This is a genomic window from Streptomyces sp. NPDC097640 (assembly GCF_040302705.1).
Lineage (GTDB): Bacteria > Actinomycetota > Actinomycetes > Streptomycetales > Streptomycetaceae > Streptomyces.
The window spans coordinates 103,883-122,286 of record NZ_JBEOSB010000030.1; the positions used below are offsets into that span (position 1 = coordinate 103,883).

General features: G+C 73.0%; 12 protein-coding genes. 11 read left to right on the forward strand and 1 reads right to left on the reverse strand.

Annotated features, from left to right (window positions below):
- Window positions 1-187 precede the first annotated feature (187 nt).
- Together ABTY62_RS37050 and ABTY62_RS37055 are read left to right on the forward strand one after the other, a co-directional pair.
- Window positions 188-2,071, forward strand: a complete 1,884-nt coding sequence (locus ABTY62_RS37050; RefSeq protein WP_352133786.1) for a PucR family transcriptional regulator ligand-binding domain-containing protein — start codon at window positions 188-190, stop codon at window positions 2,069-2,071.
- Window positions 2,072-2,256: 185 nt separating this feature from the next.
- Window positions 2,257-3,717, forward strand: coding sequence for an aldehyde dehydrogenase family protein (locus ABTY62_RS37055; protein WP_352133787.1), 1,461 nt, complete (start codon window positions 2,257-2,259; stop codon window positions 3,715-3,717).
- A 171-nt stretch (window positions 3,718-3,888) separates the two neighbouring features.
- Here ABTY62_RS37055 and ABTY62_RS37060 read toward each other — a convergent pair whose 3' ends face one another.
- Window positions 3,889-6,837 (reverse strand): glycoside hydrolase family 3 C-terminal domain-containing protein, encoded by a 2,949-nt coding sequence (locus tag ABTY62_RS37060; RefSeq protein ID WP_352133788.1) that lies wholly within the window; start codon window positions 6,835-6,837, stop codon window positions 3,889-3,891.
- Between the two features lie 291 nt (window positions 6,838-7,128).
- Between ABTY62_RS37060 and ABTY62_RS37065 the strand changes: the two genes are divergently transcribed.
- The 9 genes from ABTY62_RS37065 (at window position 7,129) to ABTY62_RS37105 (ending at window position 18,396) form a co-directional block, all read left to right on the forward strand.
- The gene (locus tag ABTY62_RS37065) at window positions 7,129-8,811 is read left to right on the forward strand and encodes an extracellular solute-binding protein (protein WP_352133789.1); all 1,683 of its coding nucleotides are present in this window, start codon (window positions 7,129-7,131) and stop codon (window positions 8,809-8,811) included.
- Window positions 8,811-9,845, forward strand: a complete 1,035-nt coding sequence (locus ABTY62_RS37070) for an ABC transporter permease (protein ID WP_352133790.1) — start codon at window positions 8,811-8,813, stop codon at window positions 9,843-9,845. Before ABTY62_RS37065 ends, ABTY62_RS37070 begins: the two co-directional genes overlap by 1 nt.
- Window positions 9,842-10,789 carry a carbohydrate ABC transporter permease gene (locus ABTY62_RS37075; protein ID WP_352133791.1) on the forward strand — a complete coding sequence of 316 codons (948 nt, stop codon included), beginning with the start codon at window positions 9,842-9,844 and terminating at the stop codon, window positions 10,787-10,789. The genes ABTY62_RS37070 and ABTY62_RS37075 overlap by 4 nt, the downstream gene beginning before the upstream one ends.
- 32 nt (window positions 10,790-10,821) lie before the next feature.
- Entirely contained in the window at window positions 10,822-12,873 is a 2,052-nt protein-coding gene (locus ABTY62_RS37080; protein WP_352133792.1) for a beta-galactosidase, read from the forward strand.
- Window positions 12,843-13,544, forward strand: coding sequence for a glycoside hydrolase family 12 protein (locus tag ABTY62_RS37085; protein ID WP_311727746.1), 702 nt, complete (start codon window positions 12,843-12,845; stop codon window positions 13,542-13,544). The genes ABTY62_RS37080 and ABTY62_RS37085 overlap by 31 nt, the downstream gene beginning before the upstream one ends.
- 172 nt (window positions 13,545-13,716) lie before the next feature.
- Entirely contained in the window at window positions 13,717-14,871 is a 1,155-nt protein-coding gene (locus tag ABTY62_RS37090) for a sensor histidine kinase (RefSeq protein WP_352133793.1), read from the forward strand.
- 8 nt (window positions 14,872-14,879) lie between these two features.
- Window positions 14,880-15,548 (forward strand): response regulator transcription factor, encoded by a 669-nt coding sequence (locus ABTY62_RS37095; RefSeq protein ID WP_352133809.1) that lies wholly within the window; start codon window positions 14,880-14,882, stop codon window positions 15,546-15,548.
- A 401-nt stretch (window positions 15,549-15,949) separates the two neighbouring features.
- Window positions 15,950-16,204 carry a hypothetical protein gene (locus ABTY62_RS37100; protein ID WP_352133794.1) on the forward strand — a complete coding sequence of 85 codons (255 nt, stop codon included), beginning with the start codon at window positions 15,950-15,952 and terminating at the stop codon, window positions 16,202-16,204.
- Window positions 16,205-16,209: 5 nt separating this feature from the next.
- The gene (locus ABTY62_RS37105; RefSeq protein ID WP_352133795.1) at window positions 16,210-18,396 is read left to right on the forward strand and encodes an MMPL family transporter; all 2,187 of its coding nucleotides are present in this window, start codon (window positions 16,210-16,212) and stop codon (window positions 18,394-18,396) included.
- Window positions 18,397-18,404 lie beyond the last annotated feature (8 nt).

Sequence of the window (18,404 nt, forward strand, 5' to 3'; positions counted from 1 at the left end):
CGGGCACGGGCTCTCCGGTCGTCCCGGTGGCGTCCCGTCCGCTCCCGCGCACCAGCCGAAATTCGACGTTCCTCGATTTCCTGAATTCGTCCATTGAGGCAGAATCGGTTGCGGCCGTTCATACGGGACGGCAAAGTCTTCGTGCCGAAGTCGCACGGAAACCGCATCGAAGCCCACCGAAGGTGCCATGCCTCCCACCCTCGCCTCACTGGTCCACCACACCGCGCTGAAGCTGTCCGTGCTCGCGGGGGAGGACCGGCTGGAGACGCCCGTGCGCTGGGCACACGTCAGCGAGCTCGCCGACCCTGTGCCCTATATGGAGGGCGGCGAGCTGCTGCTGACCACCGGGATGAAGCTCGACGCCGAGGATCCGGAGGCGATGGGCCGCTATGTGCGGCGGCTGGTCGGCGCCGGGGTCGTGGGGCTCGGGTTCGCGGTCGGGGTCAACCATGACGAGGTGCCCGCCGCGCTCGTGACCGCGGCGAAGGAAGAGGGCCTGCCGCTGCTGGAAGTGCCGCGTCGCACGCCCTTCATCGCCATCAGCAAGGCCGTGTCCGCGGCCATCGCCGCCGAGCAGTACCGCGCGGTGACGGCCGGGTTCGAGGCGCAGCGCGAGCTGACCCGGGCCGCGATCGGCGCCGAGGGGCCCGCCGCGCTGCTCGCGCGGCTGGCCGCGCACCTCGACGGCTGGGCGGCGCTGTACGACGCGTCCGGGGCGGTGGTCGCGGCAGCCCCCGACTGGGCGGCCCGGCGCGCCGCCCGGCTCACCGCCGACGTGGAGCGGCTGCGCAGCCGCCCCGCCCCCGCGAGCGCCGTAGTGGGAGGCGGTGGAGGCGGCGCCGGGGCCGGGGACGAGGACGGCGGGGCAAGCGGTGCTGCCGAGGGTGCGGATTCGGCCGATGAGGCGGTGGCGGACCGGGTGGAGCTCCAGTCGCTGGGCACCGGCCGCCGGACCCGCGGCGTGCTCGCGGTCGGCACGGGCGCGCCCCTGGGCACCGCCGAGCGCTATGCCGTGCACTCGGCGGTGGCGCTGCTGACCCTGACCACCGAGCGTTCCCGCGCCCTCCAGGAGGCCGAGCAGCGGCTCGGCGCCGCCGTGCTGCGGATGCTGCTCGCGGGCGAGCCCGACCATGCCCGGGCGGTCGCCGGGCAGCTGTACGGCGGACTGCTGGACGCGCCCTTCCGGATGCTCGTCGCCGAGGCCGCGCCGGGCGGCGGACCCCAGCAGCCGGGCGCGGCGGCCGTGGCGGACGAGCCGGCGGCGGGGGGCCAGGCCGGCACGGGCCAGGCCGACGCGACCTCCGGCGGTACGGGCGCGGGCGGTACGGGCGTCGGCGGCGCGGCAGCGGCCCGTAAGGGCACCGGGACAGCCAAAGGCACCGGCGCGGTACAGGCCGAGGCGGCCCCGGCGGACGACCCGCTCGGCGCGCTCGCCGACGCGATGGAGGCGGCCGCCGCCCGTGGCGGCGAGGCCGTGCTGGTGGTGCCCGACGGCGAGCGCCTCATCGTGCTGGCCCCCGACGGTGGCGCCGCGGTCTCCGCCTGCGGCGAGCACGCCGAGGCGGTCGAGAGCCGCCGCGGCACCGCGGCCCGCCCGCGCGACCGCAGCGCCGCGCCCCCGGGCGACGACCTCGGCGACCTCGTCATAGGGCTGTCCGCCCCGGCGGGTCCGACGGCCGCCGCGGCCGCCTACCGCCAGGCGGAGCAGGCGCTCTCGGTGGCCCGGCGGCGCGGCCGGGTGCTGGTCGAGCACGAGGAGGTCGCCGCGGGCTCGGTACTGCCGCTGCTGGCCGACGACGCCGTACGGGCCTTCGCCGACGGCATGCTGCGGGCGCTGCGGGACCACGACGCGACGGGCCGCGGCGACCTGGTGGCCTCGCTGCGCGCCTGGCTGTCCCGGCACGGCCAGTGGGACGCGGCGGCGGCCGACCTCGGTGTCCACCGGCACACCCTCCGCTACCGGATGCGCCGCGTCGAGGAGATCCTGGGCCGCTCGCTGGACGACCCCGATGTGCGCATGGAGTTGTGGCTGGCCCTCAAGGCGACCGCGCCGGGAGCCCCGCACAGCTGAGCCCACCCGCCCCAACCCCACCCCAACCCCGTCCCCACCCCCGCGGTCACCCCACCAATGCGGAGCGCGGCGGTGGCCGACTGCTACGCGCCGGACAAACCGCTTTCCGCCCGGCCGCGCCTACGGTGGAGGTGGAGACACCTCCGCACCATCACCCCACCACTTCCGGAAGGTCGGGATCTGCCGTGCCAGACACAAACGAAGCCGTCACCCACGCGTTCTGGCTCGCCGGCCGCGAGGCCACGGGCGAGAGCACCTTCGAGGTCAGGTCCCCCTGGGACGGCCGTCTCGTCGGCACGGTGAGCGTTCCCACCGAGGACCAGGTCGAGGAGGCCATCTGGGCCTGCACCGCCGTCGCGCAGGACTTCGCCGCGACCCCCGCGTACGTGAGGGCCGCCGCCCTCGACCATGTCTCGCGGCGGCTCGCCGAGCGCGCCGAGGAGATCGCGGGGCTCATCTCCGCCGAGAACGGCAAGCCCCTGAAGTGGGCGCGCGGTGAGGTCGGCCGGGCCGTGTCCGTGTTCCGGTTCGCCGCCGAGGAGGCCCGCCGGTTCAACGGCGGAGACGCGCAGCGGCTGGACACCGACCCGGGCGGCACCGGTCGGCTGGCGCTGACCCGCCGCTTCCCGCGCGGGGCCGTGCTGGGCATCGCGCCGTTCAACTTCCCGCTGAACCTGTGCGCCCACAAGGTCGCCCCGGCGCTGGCCGTCGGCGCGCCGATCATCCTCAAGCCGGCCCCGGCCACGCCGCTGTCCGCACTGCTCCTCGGCGAACTGCTGGCCGAGACCGACCTGCCCGCGGGGGCCTGGAGCGTGCTGCCGGTGCCCAACGACCGGATGCCCGCGCTCGTCCAGGACGAGCGGCTGCCGGTCATCTCCTTCACCGGCTCCGACAAGGTCGGCTACGCCATCAAGGAGTCCGTGCCGCTCAAGCACTGCACCCTGGAGCTCGGCGGCAACGGCGCCGCGGTCGTGCTGGGCGACTACACCTCCGAGATCGGCCTCCAGTGGGCGGCGGGCCGCATCGGGACCTTCTCCAACTACCAGGCCGGGCAGTCCTGCATCTCCGTGCAGCGGGTGATCGCGGACGCGTCCGTCTACGAGCGGCTCGTACCGAAGATCGTCGAGGCTGTCGAGGCCCAGGTCACCGGTGACCCCTCCGACGAGGCGACGGACGTCGGCCCACTGGTCAGCGAGGACGCCGCCAAGCGCGTCGAGGCCTGGGTGGAGGAGGCGGTCCAGGGCGGGGCGAAGGTGCTGACGGGCGGCAAGCGCGAGGGCGCGGCCTACGCCCCGACGGTCCTCGCCGATGTGCCCGCCGGCGCCCAGGTCTCCTGCGAGGAGGTCTTCGGCCCGGTGCTCATCGTCCGCAAGGTGGCGGGCGAGGAGGAGGCCTTCGCCGCGGTCAACGACTCCAAGTACGGGCTTCAGGCGGGAGTCTTCACCCACGATCTACAGACCGCCTTCCGCGCCCACCGCGCGCTGGAGGTCGGCGGTGTGATCGTGGGCGACGTCCCGTCGTACCGCGCCGACCAGATGCCCTACGGCGGCACCAAGAAGTCCGGGGAGGGCCGTGAGGGCGTGCGCTACGCGATGGAGGACTACACGTACGAGCGCGTCCTCGTGCTCACCGGCCTCGACCTGTGAGCCGCGCCTGACGAGGCGCGCCTGACGACTGTGCCCGATCAGGCGCGCCTGACCTCATGACGAGCGCCCACGCGGAGGGTGACGTAGGTCCTCCGCGTGGGCGCGTGGCCCGTCATACCGGGCCGGGCCCGTGGCATCGGGCCGGGCCCGTCCTGTGGCGGCTCCGGACCCTCAACCGGAGAAGCCGAGACGGGCCAGTCTCAGGGCCCCGCGCAGCGTGATGTGCAGATCGTGCACGCCGGACGGGGGAGTGGGCAGGGCGGCGCCCACGGTGGTGTAGCGGTACGGGCCGCCGGTCGGCGGGATGGCGACCGTGGCGAGCGTGGTGCCGTCGGACAGGTGCAGCTCGACCGCCGCCGCCCCCGTGGTCTCCGCGCGCGCCGCCTCGACGGTGACGGTCCGCGCGCCCGCCCCGAAGTCGCAGCCGCGGAAGAGCAGCCGGCCGACCGCGTCGTCCGCACAGGCCACCGCGTCGCCGCGCACCTTGGTCAGATCCACCAGCGTGATCCCGTCCGCCGAGTCGAAGTCCGCGGCTGTCAGGCCCCGCTCCAGCACCGGGCGCGGGGCGGGCGGCGGGCCGTCGACGGTGATGGTGGCGGTGCGCCTGATGTCCGCGCTGGACGCGCCGGCGTGGATCTCGTACGTGCCCGGGTCGACGGCCCAGCGGCCGTGCGCCACGTCCCAGAAGCCCAGCGCCTCCTCGGCCGGGACGGTGAAGAACAGCCGTGCCGTCTCGCCCTGGCGCAGGTGGACCCGGCGGTGGGCGATGAGCCGGCGGTGCGGGCGCGGGACCCGCGCCCCCGGGGCGCCGAGGTAGATCTGCACCACCTCGTCGCCGTCGCACGGGCCGACGTTGGTGATCTCGCACTCGACGGTGAGCGCGTCGGCACCGCCCTCGCTCCGCTGTACCGACAGGTCCCCGTAGTCGAAGCGGGTGTACGACAGGCCGTGCCCGAACGGGAACAGCGGGGCGCCGTCGAAGTACAGATAGGTGGCGCGGGACGCGATGATGTCGTAGTCGAGCAGGTCGGGCAGCTCCTCCTCGGTGGCGTACCAGGTCTGCGGCAGCCGCCCGGCCGGTGAGACATCGCCGAACAGCACCCGCGCGAGCCCGGTCCCCGCCGCCTGCCCGCCGTGCGCCGTCCACAGCAGCGCGGGCAGCGCGTCGGCCGCCTCGCCCACCGCGTACGGATAGCTGGAGACCAGCACGAGCGCGGTGCGCGGATTGGCGGCGTGGGCGGCGCGCCACAGCCGCTCCTGCTGGGCGGGGAGCGCGAGGGTGGTGCGGTCCTCGGTCTCGCGGCCGTTGATGTGCGGGTCGTTGCCCGCCAGGACCAGCACGGTCGTGGCGTCCGCCGCGGCCCGCGCGACCGCGTCCTCGCCGCGCTCGACGACCTCCAGCGTGAAGACCGCCGGCCCGGCCGACTCAGCCACCTCCGCCGCCCCGTCCGCCCTGTCCGCCCCGTCCGACCCCTCCGGCCCGCCCGGCGCGGCAACCTTCAGGCCCTCGGCGGCGACACAGACGTACCCGCCCGTTCCCCTGTGCCGGAGGAGCTGTCCCTCGCCGTGCCGCTCCAGCGTGAACGTCTCCTGGACCACCCAGCCCTCGGGCTGCTCGGCCGCGGCCCGTACGAACCCGTCCTCGGCCACGGTCAGATAGCGCCCCGACGGCGCGCACAGCGTCAGCACGCCGCCGCCCCAGTCGGCCAGGGCCAGATCGGTGGGCACGGGGCCGACGGTCACCGGCGGCAGATCGGTGCGCCCGGCCGTGTGCGCCGGGTTGAACGAGCCCTCCCGAGCCCGCTCTTCGACCGCCGTGTCGGGGACCCGCACCCACCCCGCCGCGGTGCGCAGCCGCACGGTGTCCGTCCCCTCCACGAACACCACGCGCTCCGCGCCGAGCCGCTCCACCAGCGCCTCGCGCGGTGTGCTGCGGCGGATCAGACTGCCGCTGTACCAGTCGAGCCGGCACGCGTCCGCGAGCGGGCCGACCACCGCGACGGTGCCCGCCGTGGCCTCGGACAACGGCAGCAGCCCGTCGTTCTTGAGCAGGACGACCGCCTGCTCGGCGGCCTCCAGCGCGAGCGCCCGGTGGGCCGGGGTGTCAAAGCCGGCCGCCTCCGCCGGTTCGGCGGGCGGGTCGAACTCCCCCAGCGCGAAGCGCATGGTCAGCAGCCGCCGCACCGCAGTGTCGACGACCGACGCGTCGATCAGCCCGCGCCGCAGCGCGCCCCGCACCCGCTCGACGGTCCTCGACGCGTCCTGGTCGTGGTCGGTGAAGCTGTCCACCCCGGCCAGCAGGGCCGCGGCCACCGCCTCCTCATGGGTGTCGAAGTAGTGCTCGGAGTCGACCAGGTTGGAGGGCGCGCCCGCGTCGGAGCACACCACCAGTTCCTGCTCGGTCCAGGTGCGCAGCTGCTCCCGCAGATACGGGGAGACGTGGTTGGGCCGCCCGTTGACCAGGTTGTAGGCGGGCATCACGCCCGCCACCGCGCCCGCCCGCACGGCGCCGCGGAACGCCGCCAGGTCGTACTCGTGCAGCACGCGCGGCCGCACCGAGGAGGACGTGGTGTCCCGGCGGGTCTCGTTGTTGTGCGCCAGCCAGTGCTTGAGGACGGGCGCGGTGCGCCAGCGGTCCGGGTCGTCGCCGCGCAGCCCGCGGGTGTACGCGGTGGCCAGCGCCGAGGTGAGATACGGGTCCTCGGCGTAGCCCTCCTCGTTGCGGCCCCAGCGCGGGTCGCGCAGCAGATTCACCACCGGCGCCCACACATTGAGCCCGACGCGTTCGTCGTGGGCGCGCATGGCCCGTACCTCGTCGGCCACCGCCTCGCCGATCCGCCGCAGCAGCTCCGGATGCCAGGTCGCGCCCAGCCCGACCGCCTGCGGGAAGACCGTCGCGGGCCCCATCCAGGCCACCCCGTGCAGCGCCTCCTGCCCCGTACGGAAGGGCGCCAGGCCCAGCCGCTCCACCGCCGGCGCGAACTGGTGCAGCATCGCGATCCGCTCGTCGAGGGTGAGCCGCGTCAGCAGGTCCGCCACCCGCTTGCCGATCGGCAGCCGCGGATCGCGGAAGGGCGGAACGGGGGGTGTCGTCGACTCGCTGGCCTGGCAGCCGCTCACGCGCGGATCCCCTCACGGAGGTCGGAGGTGTCATTCGAAGCGCTTCGATGCTGGTGCCGAGTCACCCGGATGTCAAGGCTCGAAGCGGCAACAACCCCATGGCATCGCGATGTTACGGGAATGTCACGATGAAGTGGGCTCACCCGCAGTGGCGTTGGACCTCAGGGGACCTCCGGGGAATCTTTTGGGTGCCGCTCTTGCGCGACCCCACCCCCCGACTTAACCTCAGCGCAATATCGAAGCGCTTCGACCATCGGTCGCACGGCGGGTACGCCACGAAGGGTTGACGCAATGCCGAACTCCCAGGCTTCGGCCTCCACTTCCACTCCGAGCCGGAGAACCGTCCTGTCCTCCGCGGCCGTCGCCGCGGTGGCCGTCGCGGGAGGGGTCCCGCTGTTGTCCGCGTGCTCCACCGAGGAGAGCACCGGCAAGGGCGGCACGACATCCGGCAAGGATCTGAAGAAGCTGCTGCCGACCTATGCGGCCTCCCAGGTGGTGAAGCCGGACATCCCCGGCGTGAACGGCTCGAGCCCCGGATTCACCCAGGCCAAGCCCGCCGCCGAGCTGGTCGCCTCCGTCAAGGGCAAGCCGGGCCGCGGCGGCAGCTACACCGTCTTCGAACCGCTGTGGGGCACCCCGCCGTCCAAGGACAGCGCCTACTACAAGGCCGTCAACGACGCCCTCGGCGCGAAGATCACCTTCCAGCCGCAGGACGGCAACACCTACGGAGAGAAGCTCAGCGCCGTCCTGGCCTCCGGGGACATCGCGGACATCGTGATGATCCCGCAGTGGGAGATGGGCGGAAAGCTGATGGGCGCGATCAGCGCCAAGTTCGCCGACCTGGGCCCGTATCTCTCCGGCGACAAGGTCAAGAAGTACCCCAACCTCGCCGCCATCCCCACCGGCGCCTGGCAGATGTCCGTCTTCGGCGGCAAGCTCCGCGGACTGCCCATGCCCGCCCGACCGCTCAGCGGCGTGATCCCCTTCTACCGGGAGGACATCTTCAAGAAGGAGGGCTACGAGGTTCCCAAGAGCGCCGATGAGTTCCTCGCCCTCGCCAAGGAGATCACCCGGCCCAAGAGCAAGGTGTGGGCGTGCGAGGACATGTGGTGGTCGGCGCAGATCATCTTCGGCTGCCCCGGGGAGAAGCCGTTCTACTGGGTGGAGAAGGACGGCAAGCTCGTCCACAAGGTCGAGCTGGACAATTACCTCGAGGCCCTGGAGTGGTGCCGCAAGCTCTTCAAGAGCGGCTATGTCCACCCCGACGCGGTCGCGGGCAAGGCCAACGACTCGCTCACCCGCTTCACCTCCGGCCAGTCACTCATCATGAACGACGGCGACGCCAAGTGGTACGGCGCCACCTTCGAACAGGCCGAGCCCAACCCCGGCTTCAAGATCCAGGGGATGGACTACTTCGGCGCCGACGGCGGCGACCCCACCCTCTACCTGGGCCCGCCCGCCGCGATCTGGTCCTTCCTCAACAAGAAGCTCTCCAAGGAACAGATCGAGGAGATCCTGGCCGTCGCCAACTACATCGCCGCGCCCTACGGCACCAAGGAGCAGCGGCTGATCGACTACGGCGTCGAGGGCGTGCACCACACCATGAAGCACGGCGCCCCGGTCAAGAACTCCAAGGGCGTCACCGAGGTCCAGGACACCTACCGCTTCATCGTCTCGCCCGAGGCCACCGTCGCGTACCCGGACTTCCCGCAGATGGTGAAGGACTACTGCGGCTGGATGCAGCGCATGGGGAAGTTCGCCAAGAAGCCCCTCTTCTACGGCATGCAGATCCAGGAGCCCAACCGCTACGCCTCCCTCTACACCCCCTTCGAGGACCTGGCCAAGGACGTCGTACGCGGCCGCAAGTCCATCCGCGACGCCCAGAGCGCCATCAGCGACTGGCGCAGCGGTGGCGGCGACAAGCTCCGCGACTGGTACGCCCAGATCCTCGACAAGAACGGCAGCGGCGCCTAATGGCGGTAGACACCGGCAGCCGGGCCGGTAGACCGCGCCGCGCGAGATCCGCGCGGCGCGGCGGCCCCGGCGGGCCCGAGGACTCCGCCGCGTCCGCCCCGCCGCCCGCCGTGCCGGACGGCGGCATCCGCTGGTGGCAGCGGCTGCGCCGGGACCGCACCCTGCTGCTGATGGTGGCGCCCGCCGTCGGCCTGCTCGCGCTGTTCAACTACGTCCCGCTGATCTGGACCACGGTCGCCTTCAAGGACTACGACCCGTTCACCCAGGGCCTGTGGACCAGCCCCTGGGTCGGCCTCGACAACTTCACCCTCCTCTTCGAGGACAACCGCTTCTGGGACGCCTTCGCCAACACCCTCGGCATCACCTTCATCCAGCTGGTGCTCTTCTTCCCGGTCACCATCGGGCTCGCGCTGCTGGTGAACAGCGTGCTCAGCACCCGCATCCGCGGGCTGGTGCAGTCGATCCTCTACCTGCCGCACTTCTTCTCCTGGGTGCTGGTCATCACGGTCTTCCAGCAGATGCTCGGCGGGGCCGGGCTGCTCGCCCAGCAGCTGCGCCACCACGGCTACGAGGGCTTCGACCTGATGACCGACCCCGGGGTCTTCAAGTTCCTGGTCACCGCGCAGCTGGTGTGGAAGGACGGCGGCTGGGGCGTCATCGTCTTCCTCGCCGCCCTCTCCGCCGTCAGCCAGGACCTGTACGAGGCCGCGGCCGTGGACGGGGCCAACCGCTGGCGGCGGATGTGGCATGTCACGCTGCCCGCGCTGCGCCCGGTGATCGCCCTGCTGCTGGTGCTGCGCGTCGGCGACTCGCTCACCGTGGGCTTCGAGCAGATCCTGCTCCAGCGCGACGCGGTGGGGCCGGGCGCCTCCGAGGTGTTCGACACCTATGTGTGGTGGGTCGGCATCGCCAACACCGACTACGGGATCGCCGCCGCGGGCGGTCTGATCAAGGGCGTCTTCTCCCTGGTGCTCGTCCTGATCGCCAACAAGATCGCCCATATGCTCGGCGAGCAGGGGGTTTACCAGAAATGACGGTGACCGCGCAGAACGCGCCCGCGCCGCCCGCCCCGGCCGTGCGGCAGCACCGCGACAGCAGACGCCCGGTGTGGGAGGAGGAGCCGGGCGGGGCCGGCCAGGGGCTCAAGGGCGCCACCCTGGTCGCGGTGTGCCTGGCGATCCTCGGGCCGCTGTGGGTGGTCGTCGTCACCAGCCTCTCCGACCAGAAGGCCATCACCGAGGCCGGCGGGCTGGTCATCGTGCCCAAGACGATCACCTTCCGCGCCTACTCCGAGCTGCTCGGCGGCGGCACGGTCACCCGCGCGGCGATCGTCAGCCTCGCCCTGACGGCCGTGGGCACGGTGATCAGTACGGTGGTCTCGATCCTGTGCGCGTACGGCCTGTCGCGCCGGGGGTCCTTCCTGCACCGGCCGATCCTGATGGTGCTGCTGGTCACCATGTTCTTCAACGCCGGTCTGATCCCGACCTATCTGCTGGTCACCGGGGTCGGCCTGGAGGGCAGCTACTGGTCGATGATCCTGCCCAGCGCCATCTCGGTCTTCAACATCCTGGTGCTGCGCTCCTTCTTCCAGACCACCGCGCCCGAGCTGATCGACAGCGCCCGGATCGACGGCGCGGGGGAGTGGCGGATCCTGCTCCAGATCGTGATGCCGCTGTCCAAGGCGGTCATCGCGGTCGTCTCCCTCTTCTACGCGGTCGGCTACTGGAGCCAGTGGTTCAACGCGATGCTCTACCTCAACGACCAGAACATGTGGCCGCTCCAGATGATCCTGCGCCAGCTGGTCATCAAGCAGCAGGCGCCCCAGGGCATGTCCCAGATGATCTCCAGCAGCCAGATCCCGGGCCTGGCGGTGCAGATGGCCGTCATGGTCCTCGCCCTGATCCCCGTCGTGGTCCTCTACCCGTTCGTCCAGAAGCACTTCACCAAGGGCATGCTCACCGGCGCCGTCAAGGGCTAGCCCGCAGCCGACCAGAAGCGAGAGCGAGCGCGATGCCCGAGCTGAGCGATGTCACCCGCGGCCGCATCCTCTACGGCGGCGACTACAACCCCGAGCAGTGGCCGCGGAGCGTCTGGCGCGAGGACGTACGGCTGATGCGCGAGGCCCGGGTCACCACCGCCACCGTCGGGGTGTTCTCCTGGGCCAGGCTGGAGCCCCGCCCCGGCGCCCGCGACTTCGGCTGGCTCGACGAGGTGCTCGACCTGCTCCACGAGGGCGGCATCGAGGTGTGCCTGGCCACCCCCACCGCCTCCCCGCCGCCATGGCTGGGCGCCCGCCACCCCGAGACCCTGCCGCGCGACGAGAGAGGCGCCACCGTCTGGTACGGCTCGCGCAACCAGTTCTGCGCCTCCTCCCCGCTCTACCGCGAGTACGCGCTGCGCATCACCGAGGACCTGGCGGACCGCTACGGCGGCCACCCGGCGGTGCGCATGTGGCACGTCGGCAACGAATACTCCACCCACTGCTGGTGCGACACCACCGCCGGCCACTTCCGCCGCTGGCTGCGCGCCCGGTACGGCGGACTCGACGCGCTGAACGAGGCGTGGGGCACGGCCTTCTGGAGCCAGCGCTACGACTCCTGGGAGGAGATCATTCCGCCCCGCCGCGCCCAGTATCTGATCAACCCCGCCCAGGCGCTGGACTTCCGCCGCTTCACCAGCGACGCCCTGCTGGAGTGCTTCACCGCCGAGCGCGACGTGCTGGCCGCCCGCACCCCGCACATCCCGGTCACCACCAACTTCATGTCGATGTTCATCGGGCAGGACGGCTGGGCGTGGGCGGCCGAGGAGGACGTCGTCTCCGTCGACCTCTACCCCGACCCCAAGGACCCGCACGCCGCCGCCTACGGGGCGATGGTCCAGGACCTCACCCGCTCCCAGGCCGGCGGCCCCTGGGTGCTCATGGAGCAGGCGGCGGGCCCGGTCAACTGGCGCGGCGTCAACCACCCCAAGCCGCCCGGGCTGATGCGCCTGTGGTCGCTCCAGGCCGTCGCCCGCGGCGCGGACGGCGTCTGCTTCTTCCAGTGGCGGCAGTCGCGGCAGGGCAGCGAGAAGTTCCACTCCGGGATGGTCCCGCACGCGGGCGAGGACAGCCGCACCTTCCAACAGGTGCGCGGGCTCGGCGCCGAGCTGCGCCTGCTCGACGGGGTCGTCGGCCGCGGCGTCCCCGCCCGTGCCGCGCTCCTGCACGACTGGCACGCCTGGTGGGCCACCGTCCAGGACGGCCGGCCCTCCGCCCGGCTCGACTACCCCCAGGTGGTGCGCGCCTGGCACCAGGCCCTGTGGGAGGAGAACCTCACCACCGACTTCGCCCACCCGCACGCCGACCTCAGCGACTACGCCCTGGTCGCCGTCCCCCATCTGTATCTGCTCACCGACGAGGCGCTGGACAACCTGACCGGCTATGTACGCGGCGGCGGCACGCTGGTCTGCGGCTTCTTCACCGGCGTCGCCGACGAGCACGACCGGGTCCGCCCCGGCGGCGTCGACCGGCGCCTGCGCGACCTCCTCGGCATCCGCACGGTCCACGAGTGGTGGCCGCTGGACGAGGGCGAGACCCTCACCGCCCACGGCCCCTCCTGGCCGGCCGGCTTCACCGCCACCCTCTGGTCCGAGGACCTGGAGCCCTCCACCGCCGAGACCGTCGCCCGGATCAAGGGCGGCGAGCTCGACGGCGGGCCCGCCGTCACCCGCAACCGCCACGGCGCCGGCACCGCCTGGTACGTCTCCACCCTGCCCGAACCGGCCGCGCTGCGCGCGCTGCTGGCCCGCGCCGCCGGTGAGGCGGGGCTGCGGCCACCGCTGCCCGGCATCCCCGACGGCGTGGAGGCCGTGTCCCGCGGCGACCATCTGTTCCTCCTCAACCACGGCCGCGCCCCCGCGGCCGTCCCCCTCCCGTCCGCGCGGACCGACCTGCTCACCGGCCGCGTGTACGACACACAGGTCCATCTCGACCGCTATGCGGCCGTGGTCCTGACTCCGCTCGAATCCCCCCACCCGAAGGGAGCAGCACCGTGCACCGAGCCGCCCGAAAGCTCTTCCTGACCCCGCTGTTCGCGCTTCTCGCGCTCATCGGCTTCGCCGCCGCCCCCGCCCACGCCGCCACCTGGTCCTCCTCGGACCAGTGGGGCAACTGGTCCACCGGCGGCTACACGCTCTACAACAACATCTGGGGCTCCGGCGCCGGAGCCCAGACCATCTGGGCCAACTCGTACAGCGACTGGGGTGTGTGGGCCAACCACCCCAACACCGGGGGCATCAAGTCCTACCCCAACGCCAAGCGGGTCGTCGGCAAGAAGGTCAGCGCCATAGGCAGCCTGAACAGCAGCTACAACGTCACCGTGCCGTCCTCGGGCGCGTACAACACCTCGTACGACATCTGGGACACCAACTACGACTACGAGATCATGCTCTGGATGAACAAGACCGGCCCGGTCGGTCCGCTCGGCACCTCCCAGGGCAGCCTCACCCTCGGCGGCCACAGCTGGACCGTCTACAAGGGCAGCAACGGCGCCAATGAGGTCTTCTCCTTCATCCGCACCTCAAACTCCAATTCCGGCTCCGTGGACATCAAGGCCATCGTGAACTGGATCAAGAACACCAAGGGCTGGTTCGGCGATGTGACCATCGGCGACGTCCAGTTCGGCTACGAGATCACCTCCTCGGCCGGCGGTCTGGACTTCAAGACCAACAGCTTCGGCGTCTCCTTCAGCTGATCGCGCACCCGGCCGACCGTGTGCCGCCGCTCCCCCGGGGCGGCGGCACTCGCCGTACCCCTCCGGTTGCGGCCACGGCGCCCGCGCGTACTCCCCGGGTTGCGGGGCGGGCACGCTCGTTCCGCCGCGCGGAGGAAGGACCCGTACGCGAGGCGGCCCTAGGCTGAAGGGCATGGTCCTCCTCGGCTCTTTCGCCCGTCTCCGGCCGCCGCGCGGCCGGTGGGCGGACGCGGCTCTGGCCGGTGGCGTCTTCGTGCTGGCGGCCGTCGGCGGCATGGGGCCGCTCGTCGGCGAGCGCGAGGAGCCCTGGCCGGTCACCGTCTTCGGCCTGGCGATGACCGCCGCCGCCAGCGGCGCGCTCTGGTTCCGCCGCCGCCGGCCCGTGGCCGTCGCCCTCGGCGTGCTGGCCGCCACCGCCGCGTACTACCTCACCAGCGTCTACGACGGGCCCCTCCTCGTCGCGTTCGTGGTCGCGCTGTACGCGGTCGCGGCCGAGGGGCTGCTGCGGGCGGCCGTCGCCCTCGCCGCGCTCAGCGTCGTCGCCGTCGGCGTCGGCACGCTGGCGGGCAACGACGACGTCAACGGGGTCGGCCTCTTCATGCTCACCGGCTGGCTGGTCGCGGTGGTCGCGCTCGGCTGGGTGCGCCACAGCCGTCAGCGTTACGTCCACGAGGTGGAGCAGCGCGCGGCCGGTGAGGAACGGTTGCGCATCGCCCGGGAGCTGCACGACGTCGTCGGCCACCACATCTCCCTCATCAGCGTCCAGTCCACGGCCGCCCTGCACCGGATCGGGAAGGACCCGGCGCAGGCCGAGACCGCCCTCGCCGCGATCAAGTCCTCCAGCCGCGAGGCGCTGCGCGAGCTGCGGGCGACCCTCGGGGTGCTGCGGCAGGTCGACGAGGAGGCGCCCACGGCGCCGCCGCCGGGCTTGGCCCGGATCGGTGAACTCGTCGCGTCGGCGCGGTCGGCCGGGTTCGATGTGCGCACGCACACCACCGGCGAGCCGGAGCCGCTGCCGACCGAAGTGGAGCTGGCCGCGTACCGCATCGTCCAGGAATCGCTGACCAATGTGACCCGGCACTCCCGGGCCACCGCCGTCACCGTCCATGTCTCCCACGCGCCCCGCGAGGTCCGGATCGAGATCACCGACAACGGACGGGGCCCGGCCCGCACCGTGCCCGGCAGCGGCATCAGCAGCGGCATCAGCGGTATGCGCGAGCGCGCACGCGCGCTGGGCGGCGAACTGGCCACAGGCGGCGGCCCGGACGGCGGATTCGCCGTACGCGCCCGGCTGCCGCACGGGAACGGAGCGTCCCCGCAGTCATGACCACAGCCATGATCAAGGTCTTGCTCGCGGACGACCAGCGGCTGGTGCGGGCCGGGTTCCGCTCGATCCTCGAGGACGAGGACGACATCACGGTGGTGGCCGAGGCGGGCGACGGCGACGAGGCCGTCGCGGCCTGCCGCGAAACGCGCCCCGACGTGGCGCTGCTGGACATCCGGATGCCCGGGACCGACGGCCTCCAGGCGGCCGGGCGGATCACCGCCGACCCTCGCCTGGAGGGCGTCAAGGTGGTCATCCTGACCACCTTCGACCTGGACGACTACATCTACGGCGCGCTGCGCGCCGGCGCCACCGGCTTCCTGGTCAAGGACACCGAACCGGAGGAGCTGATCCACGCCGTACGGGTGGCGCACCGCGGCGACGCGCTGATCAGCCCCTCCGTCACGCGGCGGCTCATCGCGGAGTTCGCCGGACGGGTCCGCGCCCCCGAGCCCGGCCCCAGGCTGCGCGCCCTCACCGACCGCGAGCGGGAGGTGATGGGGCTGGTGGCCGCCGGGCTGACGAACGACGAGATCGCCGCCCGGCTGGTGCTCAGCCCGGCCACCGCCAAGACCCACGTCAGCCGCATCATGACCAAGCTGGCCGTCCGGGACCGCTCCCAACTGGTGGTGCTGGCCTACGAGTCGGGCATGGTCAGCCCCCGCTGGCTGACGAGCTAGGCCCTGTCTCCCCGGTCTCTGCGGGCCCGCGACGCCTGGCACGCGCCCCCGGCTACCGCTGGCGGGGGCACCTCCCAGCGGTAGCTGGGGGCGCCCGCGTGCAGCGTTGTCGGGCCCGCCCGAGTAGGCCCCCAGCCGTCGGCCGGGCGGGGGTACCTCCCGGCCGACGGCCGGGGGCGCCCCCTGACGCCGCGGCCCCCGGCGTAGCCGCAGGGGGCACCTCCCAGCGGTAGCCGGGGGCGTCACCGTCGCAGAGATCGGGGTGACAGGGCCCAGGCGCCCCCGCCCCTCCGTGCGACCGGGGGAGTACGCCGGCGGGGCGCCCGACAACCGCTGGGGTACCGCGGGTGTCCGCCGGGGGCCGACGCCCCGGGGTGCACCGCGCCCGGATGCTGCGGGGCATGAGGGCATCCCGCATCTCCGCGAAGGCCGCGGACACGGTCGTCGGTCTGCTGGTCGGCGCCGCCGCGGGCTTTCTCCTGACGGGGGCCGCGGGTGCCTTCTCCTCCTTCGTCCTCGGCCGCCCGCTGCGCGCGGACGGCACCGGCGCGTCGCGGGCCGTGCTGCTCGCCGTGCCGGCGGTGTGCGCCGCGCTCGGCGCCGCCGTCGCGGCCCGCCGGGCCGGCCGGGGACCCGATCGGCAGAACCGAGGTTGATCATCATGTCTCCGCCGCGCGACACGACCGCGACCACCGAGCCCACCGAGCCCGCCGCGGGCCGGCCCCCGGGCCGCACGGGCACTTTCGGGCGCCTCGCCGCCTGGTCCCAGAACCACCGCTGGGGCGCCCTGCTGCTGTGGATCCTCGTGGTGGCCGCGATCACCGCCGGATCGCTGGCGGCAGGCAGCGCGTACCGCAACGACTTCGCCCTGCCCGGCACCGACTCGCAGACCGCCACCGATCTGCTGACCGAGCACGGCTCCCGGCAGGCGGGGGACAGCGTGCAGATCGTCTTCAAGGACGAGGGCGGGCTGCGCGCCGAGCGCGGTGCCATCGAGAAGACCCTCGACCGGGTCCGCGCCCTGCCTTCCGTCACCGAGGTGCGCGGCCCGTACGCGGACGCCTCCGCACTCTCCCGGGACGGCACCGTCGGCTACGCCACCGTCACCCTCGACGGCAAGGCGGAGGAGGTGCCCAAGGGGGACGTCACCCGGATCATCGACACCGCCAAGGCCGCCGGGAAACAGGGCCTGGAGGTCGCGCTCGGCGGCGAGGCGGTGCGCGGCGCCGAGGAGGAGGAGGGCGGCGCCGCGGAGGGCGCGGGCATGCTCGCGGCGCTGGTCATCCTCGTCCTGCTGTTCGGCTCGCTGGTGGCGGCGGCGCTGCCGCTGATCACCGCGGTGTTCGCGGTGGGCGGCGCCATCGGTCTGATCGCCCTGGCCTCACACCTGTTCACGGTCGCCGACTTCACCCCGCCCGTCATGATGCTCGTCGGGCTCGGGGTGGGTGTGGACTACGCGCTCCTGATCTTCTACCGCTACCGGCATGAACTCATCCGCGGCGCCGACCGGCACACCGCCACCCGCACCGCGCTGGACGCCGCCGGCCGTACGGTCTTCTTCGCCGGCTGCACCGTCATCATCGCGCTGCTCGGCCTGGTCGCCCTGGGGCTTGGCGCGCTTCAGGGCGTGGCGCTCGCCGTCGCGCTGACCGTGCTCGTCACCATGGCGGCCTCCCTGGTCCTGCTGCCCGCGCTGCTGGCCGTGCTCGGCGGGCGCGTCCAGCGCCAGGTGCTGCGGCGCGCCGACCGGGCCCGGGCCAAGGGGAAGGAGGAGGGCCGGCGCTGGCGGGCCCTGGCCGCCGCCGTGCAACGGCGCCCGCTGCCCGCGCTGCTGGCCGCCGTCGTCGCGCTGCTCGCGCTGTCCGCCCCGGCCCTGAGCCTGCGCCTGGGCTTCGCCGACGCGGGCACCGACCCGACCACCTCGACCAGCCGCCGGGCCTACGACCTGCTCGCCGAGGGCTTCGGGCCCGGGTTCAACGGCCCCTTGGTCGTGGTGAGTCGCGGCGACGCCGCGGCCGCCCAGGAGCTGCGGACCACGCTCGCCCGTACGGACGGCATCGCCGCCACCACACCGCCGCTGCCCTCCGAGGACGGCGCCGTCTCCACGGTCCTCGCCTTCCCCCGCACCTCCCCGCAGGACGAGGGCACCGCCGACCTCGTCCACACGCTGCGCGACCGCGTCCTGCCCGGGCTCGGCGAACGCACCGGCGCCGACTACCTGGTGGGCGGGTCCACGGCCGCCGCACAGGACTTCGCCGACTCCGTGGCCGACCGGATGCCGCTGTTCGTCGCCGTCGTCGTCGGCCTCTCCGCGCTGCTGCTCATGGTGGTCTTCCGCTCCCTGCTGATCCCGCTGAAGGCCGCGCTGCTCAACCTGCTGTCCATATCCGCCGCGCTGGGCGTGATCACGCTCGTCTTCCAGCACGGCTGGTTCGGGGCACAGCCCGGCCCGGTCGAGGCGTTCATCCCCGTGATGATCTTCGCGATCGTCTTCGGCCTCTCCATGGACTACGAGGTGTTCCTCGTCTCCCGCATCCATGAGGAGTGGGAGCGGACGAAGGACCACTCCCACGCGGTCCGCGAGGGCCTGGCGGCCACCGGCAAGGTGATCACGGCGGCCGCCGCCATCATGATCGTGGTGTTCGCCGCCTTCGTGCTCAGCCCGAGCCGCATGCTCCAGCAGTTCGGGCTGGGGCTCGCGGTGGCCGTCCTGCTGGACGCGGTGGTCATCCGCTGTCTGATCGTGCCGGCCGTCATGCGGCTGCTCGGCAGGCACGCCTGGTGGCTGCCCGCGCCCCTCGCCCGCCGGCTGCCGAAGGTGGCGCTGGAACGCCCAGACGGTGGCTGAGGCGACCT

Bases quoted from the DNA above. Each gene is read 5' to 3' on its own strand.
- ABTY62_RS37050 (WP_352133786.1), top strand. From the start codon at position 188: ATGCCTCCCACCCTCGCCTCACTGGTCCACCACACCGCGCTGAAGCTG.
- ABTY62_RS37065 (WP_352133789.1), top strand. From the start codon at position 7,129: ATGCCGAACTCCCAGGCTTCGGCCTCCACTTCCACTCCGAGCCGGAGA.
- ABTY62_RS37070 (WP_352133790.1), top strand. From the start codon at position 8,811: ATGGCGGTAGACACCGGCAGCCGGGCCGGTAGACCGCGCCGCGCGAGA.
- ABTY62_RS37075 (WP_352133791.1), top strand. From the start codon at position 9,842: ATGACGGTGACCGCGCAGAACGCGCCCGCGCCGCCCGCCCCGGCCGTG.
- ABTY62_RS37080 (WP_352133792.1), top strand. From the start codon at position 10,822: ATGCCCGAGCTGAGCGATGTCACCCGCGGCCGCATCCTCTACGGCGGC.
- ABTY62_RS37090 (WP_352133793.1), top strand. From the start codon at position 13,717: ATGGTCCTCCTCGGCTCTTTCGCCCGTCTCCGGCCGCCGCGCGGCCGG.
- ABTY62_RS37095 (WP_352133809.1), top strand. From the start codon at position 14,880: ATGATCAAGGTCTTGCTCGCGGACGACCAGCGGCTGGTGCGGGCCGGG.
- ABTY62_RS37100 (WP_352133794.1), top strand. From the start codon at position 15,950: ATGAGGGCATCCCGCATCTCCGCGAAGGCCGCGGACACGGTCGTCGGT.
- ABTY62_RS37105 (WP_352133795.1), top strand. From the start codon at position 16,210: ATGTCTCCGCCGCGCGACACGACCGCGACCACCGAGCCCACCGAGCCC.